Source organism: Mesorhizobium sp. WSM4844 (assembly GCF_055811775.1).
In genome coordinates this window covers 68,605-75,407 of record NZ_JBVVQB010000031.1, presented here as the reverse complement: position 1 = coordinate 75,407, position 6,803 = coordinate 68,605, and the positions used below count along the sequence as shown (strand labels likewise).

Here is a 6,803-nt window from a genome sequence, read left to right as displayed (position 1 = left end):
GGGCTGGTTGAGGGCCTGTCTTCCTGGCCCCCATCTTCTTGTTCAGGCATGAAGCTCAGCCGCCGAACATGCCGAGCAGCTTCTTCTTCAGCCTTGTCGTCCTGCTTTCACCGGCATTCGCCGCCTGCGTTGCGGCCGGGGCGGCATCGGGGGACGACGCGATTGTCGCGGTAGCGACAGGCGCTTCGGCAGCGGCCCTGGCATCCTCCTCTTCGGCCAGCGAATTGATCTTGGCCGTTTGCTTTTCGGCCAGAGCCTGAGCCCTGGCCGCCTCTTTCGCGGCCTTGGCCGCTTCGATCGCGGCAAGCCTTTGCTCCTCGGCCTTCTGCTTGGCGGCCTTCTCGGCGTCGAGCGCGGCCATCTTGCGGCCCGCCGGCGAATCGATGCGGCCCATGCGCGCCGTCGCCGTCACCGAGCCGTCGGCGTTGAACGACGGCGGATCGATCGGCACGCGTTCGCCACGGGCGCGTTTCTTCGACCACTCGGAGACGATGCTGGCTTCCTTGATCCCGCCGATGGTCGGCTTGGGAGCCGGCACGCTGGCCTTGACCGCGCCATTGAAAGCCGCCTCGTAGGTGCTCTGGTAGGCATTGAAGGCGCTCTTCAGCGAATCCGGCTGCGTCGTCGCGGGGCAGGCGCCGGTCGGATCGAAGGTCTCGCCGTCAGGCGCGACCTGGTTGAAGACATAGCGCTTCTCGCAGACATCGACCTTCGGCGGCACTTTCGTGATCTCGAAATTGTCGTAGCCGACCTTCAGCATCTTCCAGAATTCGTAGTTCGGATCTTTGTGATAGCGCGCCATGTTGGCGGCGGTCATGCGGAACGGAAAGGCCTGGATCTGGAACTCGGTCTGCCCGCCCTGGAAAGCGTCGCGGCCGAAGGCGTAGATCTGCTCGATCTGCGCGTCGGTCATCGAATAACAGCCCGACGACGAGCAGGCGCCATGGACCATCAGATGGGAACCGGTGCGGCCATTGGCGCGGTCGTAGACGTTGGGATAGCCGATGTTGAAGGCAAGGTGGTAGCTCGACCGCGGATTCATCTGCGCCGGACGGACCGTATAGAAGCCCTCCGGTGCCTGGCGGTCGCCTTCAGTGTATTTGGGGCCCAGCTTGCCCGACCATTTGCAGATGTCGTAGCTGGCGACCAAGTCATAGCGACCGTTGGTCTTGGCCTTCCAGATTTCGAGCTTGCCCTCTTCCTTGAAGATGCGGGCCATCACCGGCGAGGTGCGGGTCATGCCCTTGGCCTTCATGCTGGCCAGGATTTTTTCGGGCAGCGGCTTGTTGGCGTGGGGGGCAAAATCCTTCATCGAAGAATCGTTGCAGCCAGCGACGCCTATCGCGGCAATCACAAGTGCGGTGCGGGCAAGCTTGGCAAACATGGCTATGTCTTTTCTTTCGGACCGCAGGCATCAGGGCCGACAGACCCAACCCTAAGCCCGTTAACCTTGAAAATTCCTTACCGCAGCACCAGGCCTTACGGCAATCCGATTGAAACGAGCGCAGCGGCATTTTTGTGGCGAAGGTGCTTAATCTCGCCACATTGCGGCGTCGAAACCGTCCGGCGGTCCGTCCGACTGAAATCGGCCGGCCTGAATCCTCTTGTTCGACCACGCCTTTTGCGAAAACCGATACCCACTTTTTGCTGCGCTGAGTCTCGGTTCGGGATCATAGTCTAGAGGTTTCGCCCCATAGCCAGATATTTCTCGCGGCGCTGCTCACGAAAATCGGTGTTGGCGCCGGAGAATTCCTTCATCGTTTTGGCAATGAGATCGCCGGTGGCGGCAATCACCGTATCCGGGCCACGATGGGCGCCGCCGAGCGGTTCGGGAACGATGGCGTCGATGATCTTCAGCTCCAGCAGATCCTGAGCGGTGATCTTCATGTTGGTCGCCGCATCCTTCGAGCGGGTGGTGTCGCGCCACAGGATCGAGGCAGCGCCCTCCGGCGAGATCACCGAATAGATGGCGTGCTCGAGCATGTAGACGCGGTTGGCGGTGGCGATCGCGATGGCACCGCCGGAGCCGCCTTCGCCGATGACCACCGAGATCGACGGCACCTTCAGGCGAAGACAGGCCGAGGTCGAACGGGCGATGGCTTCGGCCTGGCCGCGCTCCTCGGCATTGACGCCCGGATAGGCGCCGGCCGTGTCGACCAGCGTCAGCAACGGGATATTGAAGCGGTCGGCGAGTTCCATCAGCCGCACCGCCTTGCGATAGCCCTCCGGCCGCACCGAGCCGAAATTATGCCTCAGCCGGCTGGCCGTGTCCGAGCCCTTTTCCTGGCCGATGATCGCCACCGGCTCGCCGCGGAAGCGGGCGAAGCCGCCGACGATCGCCTGGTCCTCGCCAAAATTGCGATCGCCGGCAAGCGGCGTGAAATCGTTGAACAGCCCCTTGATGTAGTCGACGCAATGCGGCCTGTCCGGATGGCGCGCCACCTGCACCTTCTGCCACGGGGTCAGTGCCTTGTAAGTGTCGCGCAATGCGTCGCGCACGCGTTTCTCGAGCCGGCTGATCTCATCGCCGACATCGACCGCCTCGCCATTCTCGGCGAGCTTCTTCAACTCGATGATCTTGCCTTCGAGATCGGCGACCGGCTTTTCGAAATCGAGGTAATTGTACATTCTTGAGCGGACCGATAAGCCGGGAGGCAATGACAAGCCGGTAGGCAATGACTGGCGGAACCTGGGAAACAGAGGCTCCGGGCGGTGGAACGTGGTCCTCACATAGCGATATGACGCCTAGTCGGCAAGCGGATGATGATCGTTGACCAGCCGCACCAGCCGCTCCTCCAGCACATGTGTGTAAATCTGCGTCGTTGAAATATCGGCATGGCCAAGCAACTGCTGCACCGCCCTGAGATCGGCGCCGTTCTGCAGGAGATGGCTGGCAAAAGCATGGCGCAGCACATGCGGCGATATTTTCGCCGAGGCGATGCCGGCCCGCGCGGCAAGGCCCCTCAGGTCGCGGGCGAAGACCTGCCTGGAGAGATAACCGCTGTCGCTTGCCGCCGGAAACAGGAACGGGCTATCCGCCAAAGCCGGCACCGTTGCCCGGGCAGCGAGCCAGGCCCGCATGGCCACGCGCGCCTTTGCCGATAGCGGCACCATGCGTTCCTTGTCACCCTTGCCGCGCACCATGAAGAAACGATCGTCGCGCAACGCCACCGTCACCGGCAGGCCGACCAGTTCGGAAACCCGCAGACCGGTGGCGTAGAGCACCTCGACCAGCGCATGCAGGCGCAGCGCCGCCAGGCCGTCGCCATCGTTCAGCGAGGCGCCAGCTGCCTCCTGCGCCGCACGGTCGATCAGCCGGCCGGTGTCGGCCTCGCTCATCGTCTTCGGCAGCGGCCGGCCCTTCTTCGGACTGTCCAGGGTGCCGGTCGGGTCGTCGCCGCGCAGACCCTCGGCGTAGAGGAACTTGAAGAACTGGCGCATCGCCGACAGCTTGCGTGCCTGCGAGGTGGCGGCAAAACCGCGTGCGGCTATCTCGTCGAGATAGTTGCGGATATCGGCAGCGGCGGCACCAGCGAGCCCGCCGTCGATCTCCGCTGATGCGTCTTCGAGGTCGCGGCGATAGCTGGAAAGCGTGTTTTCGGCAGCGCCGCGCTCGGCGCTCATCATTTCCAGAAAGGCTTCGATGCGGGCCGCGCTGTTCATGTCTCTCAGTTTTTCTTGGGAATGAGCTTTTCGGGAGGGATGCGCACGCTCATTTCGGCCTTTCTCGGCTCGACGAACATCGCCAGAGCGAACATCGCGCCATAGACAATGCCGGCCAGAATCGTGAGCGTCACGACAAAGCGGAACAGTGTCGGCATCAATTCTCGCCCGTCTTGTTGTTCTGCGTGCCCTTATGAGACGCCAATCCGGCCAATTCAAGGGCGAAGCGCGGACGACGTGCGGCGGCGCCACGCTTGACGCAATCAGGCTTTTGATGTCGATACGCCGGCAAAGAGGGGTCCAAGCAGGCATTCGTGGGCTAGCCCGAAAATTGCCTGCCTGGATTCTTTGGCTTGTCGCAGGTTCTGTCGCAAAACCTGGGATAGCTTTGCGGAACCTGCTTAGAAACATAATGGTGTCATGAACGCGTTGCCAGCCAATCCTCCCGATGAGAGCCATGCCGCGCTGCTCGGCCGGCTGGGCAGCCGTTCCATTGTCTTTGTTGGGCTGATGGGCGCCGGCAAGACGGCGATCGGCCGCAAGGTGGCGGGGATGCTGGGACTGCCTTTCATGGACAGTGATCAGGAAATCGAAAGCGTGTCGCGGATGAGCGTCCCGGAACTGTTCGAACGCTATGGCGAGCCCGAGTTCCGGGCGCTGGAGCAGCGCGTCATCCTGCGCATATTGGAACACGGCCCGCAGGTGCTGTCGACGGGCGGCGGCGCCTTCATGAGCGCGCCGACGCGGGAGGCCATTGCCGGCCATGGCGTGTCGGTATGGCTGAAGGCCGAGATCGACCTGTTGATGGACCGCGTTTCCAAGAAGCAGAACCGGCCGCTCCTGAAAAGCGCCGATCCCCGTGCCGTGATCGAGCGGTTGATGGCCGAGCGCTATCCGGTCTACGCCACCGCCGATGTTACCGTGCCGACCCGCGACGATCGCAAGGAGGTCATCGCCGCCGAGGTGGTGAACGCGCTTTGCGGGTATTTCGGCGTGGCAGCCGCGACAGGCGAGGTGCGCTCGTGAAAAGCAATGCGACAGTCACCGTCGAAGTCGGGCTCGGCGATCGCGCCTATGACATATTGATCGGCTCCGGCCTGCTGTTGCGCGCCGGCACCGAGATTTCGCGCCGCCTGCCCGGCACGCGCGCCGCGGTGGTCACCGACGTCAATGTCGCCGCCGCCCACCTCGAGACGTTGAGGGCCGGCCTTGAAAAGGGCGGCATCCGGCCCGCGGTCATTACTTTGCCGGCGGGAGAAAAGACCAAGAGTTTCGTGCATCTCGAAGAGGTGGTGGACGGCGTGCTCGCCGCAAGACTGGAACGCGGCGATGTCGTCGTCGCGCTCGGTGGCGGTGTCATCGGCGATCTGGCCGGATTTGCCGCCGGCATCGTGCGCCGCGGCATGAATTTCGTGCAGATCCCGACCTCGCTGCTGGCGCAGGTCGACTCTTCCGTCGGCGGCAAGACCGGCATCAACAGTGCGCGTGGCAAGAACCTCGTCGGCGTCTTCCATCAGCCGAAACTGGTGCTGGCCGACACCGAAGTGCTCGACACGCTGCCGATCCGGGAATTCCGGGCGGGTTACGCCGAACTCGCCAAGTACGGGCTCATCGATCGCCCCGACTTCTTCGCCTGGCTGGAGGAAAACTGGGGCAAGGTGTTCTCCGGCGGCCCGCAACGGGCCGAGGCCATCGCCGAGGCCTGCCGCGCCAAGGCCGATGTCGTCGGCCGCGACGAGTTCGAGACCGGCGACCGCGCGCTGCTCAATCTCGGCCACACGTTCGGCCACGCGCTCGAGGGCGCCACCCAATATGACAGCGCCCGTCTCGTCCACGGCGAGGGAGTCGCCATCGGTATGGCGCTGGCTTATCGCTTTTCGTCACGCCTCAACCTGGCAAGTCCCGACGATGCGGCGCGCGTCGAGGCGCATCTTCGCGCCGTTGGCCTGCCCTGGCGCATGGCCGATATTCCGGGTGAATTGCCTGACGCCGAAGCGCTGCTTGCCTTCATCACCCAGGACAAGAAGGTGTCGCGCGGCGCGCTGACCTTCATCCTGACGCGCGGCATCGGCCAGGCCTTTATCGCCAAGGACGTGCCGGCGTCGGAAGTGCTGTCGTTTCTGAGGGAGAACCATCCGGGTCAGCAGAACAGCCGACCGGGTCAGCCGAGAGGCCGACCGGGTCAGCAGAACAGCCGACCGGGATGAGCGAGGCCGGCTGGATTGTCGCTGCTGTCCTTGCCGGGCTCGGCCTGCTCGCCTTTGCCTTTCGCGCGCGCCTGCTCGCCGCCTTCGGCTATGAATTGCAGCGCATCGAGCCACAGCATTCGAACCATGATGAATCGCGGGGCGCCGTCGACGATTTTCGTCGCGACGGACAGGTGGTGCGCGAGGATCGCGCCCGCATCGGTCGCCTGTCCGATCTCGATGAGCTCGAAGTGTCCGATGTCATGGTCCATCGCACCAACATGCGCTCGGTCAATGCCGACAATCCGCCGGAAGCGGTGGTGCGCGAGATCCTGCAGAGCCCGCATACCCGCATGCCCTTGTGGAAGGGCTCGCTCGACAACATCGTCGGCGTGCTGCACGCCAAGGACCTGCTGCGCGCGTTGAACGATGTCGGCAACGACTTTTCCAAGATCGATGTGATGAAGATCGCTTCAAAACCGTGGTTCGTGCCCGATACCACGACGCTGCAGGAACAGCTCAACGCCTTCCTGCGGCGCAAGGCGCATTTCGCTATCGTCGTCGACGAGTATGGCGAGGTCGAGGGGCTGGTGACGCTGGAGGACATCATCGAGGAGATCGTCGGCGAGATAGCCGACGAGCACGATATCGACATGCAGGGCGTCAAGCAGGAAGCCGACGGCTCCGTCGTCGTCGATGGCACTGTGTCGATCCGCGACCTGAATCGGGCGCTCGACTGGGACCTGCCGGACGAAGAAGCCACCACCATTGCCGGTCTCGTCATTCACGAGACGCAATTGATCCCGGACGAGAAGCAGGCTTTCACCTTTCACGGCAAGCGCTTCGTCGTCATGAAGCGCGACAAGAACCGGATTGCAAGGCTGAGGATCAGGCCGGCCGGCGAGATTTAGTTCTGATAGGTTCTTTCGCGGCTAATCAATCCTGGACGCTCGC

Annotated in this window: 7 protein-coding genes; 3 read left to right on the top strand and 4 right to left on the bottom strand. The window is 63.3% G+C overall.

Features of this window, described 5'->3' with window-relative positions; genetic code table 11:
• Positions 1-55 precede the first annotated feature (55 nt).
• The 4 genes from AC0L2A_RS22610 to AC0L2A_RS22595 all read right to left on the bottom strand — a co-directional run bounded on the left by AC0L2A_RS22610 (position 56) and on the right by AC0L2A_RS22595 (position 3,821).
• Positions 56-1,384 carry a L,D-transpeptidase family protein gene (locus tag AC0L2A_RS22610; RefSeq protein ID WP_473610738.1) on the bottom strand — a complete coding sequence of 443 codons (1,329 nt, stop codon included), beginning with the start codon at positions 1,382-1,384 and terminating at the stop codon, positions 56-58.
• Positions 1,385-1,677: 293 nt separating this feature from the next.
• Positions 1,678-2,628, bottom strand: a complete 951-nt coding sequence (locus AC0L2A_RS22605) for an acetyl-CoA carboxylase carboxyltransferase subunit alpha (protein WP_023797175.1) — start codon at positions 2,626-2,628, stop codon at positions 1,678-1,680.
• Between the two features lie 117 nt (positions 2,629-2,745).
• Positions 2,746-3,663, bottom strand: coding sequence for a site-specific tyrosine recombinase XerD (locus AC0L2A_RS22600; protein ID WP_473610737.1), 918 nt, complete (start codon positions 3,661-3,663; stop codon positions 2,746-2,748).
• 5 nt (positions 3,664-3,668) lie between these two features.
• Positions 3,669-3,821 (bottom strand): histidine kinase, encoded by a 153-nt coding sequence (locus AC0L2A_RS22595; RefSeq protein ID WP_091593135.1) that lies wholly within the window; start codon positions 3,819-3,821, stop codon positions 3,669-3,671.
• A 262-nt stretch (positions 3,822-4,083) separates the two neighbouring features.
• Here AC0L2A_RS22595 and AC0L2A_RS22590 point away from each other — a divergent pair, with 262 nt between their 5' ends.
• The 3 genes from AC0L2A_RS22590 to AC0L2A_RS22580 are packed head-to-tail and all read left to right on the top strand — an operon-like array spanning position 4,084 to position 6,760.
• Positions 4,084-4,689 carry a shikimate kinase gene (locus AC0L2A_RS22590; RefSeq protein ID WP_473610735.1) on the top strand — a complete coding sequence of 202 codons (606 nt, stop codon included), beginning with the start codon at positions 4,084-4,086 and terminating at the stop codon, positions 4,687-4,689.
• Positions 4,686-5,870 (top strand): 3-dehydroquinate synthase, encoded by a 1,185-nt coding sequence (gene aroB, locus AC0L2A_RS22585; RefSeq protein WP_473610734.1) that lies wholly within the window; start codon positions 4,686-4,688, stop codon positions 5,868-5,870. The genes AC0L2A_RS22590 and aroB overlap by 4 nt, the downstream gene beginning before the upstream one ends.
• Entirely contained in the window at positions 5,867-6,760 is an 894-nt protein-coding gene (locus AC0L2A_RS22580) for an HlyC/CorC family transporter (RefSeq protein WP_027153417.1), read from the top strand. Before aroB ends, AC0L2A_RS22580 begins: the two co-directional genes overlap by 4 nt.
• The last annotated feature ends 43 nt before the right edge of the window (positions 6,761-6,803 follow it).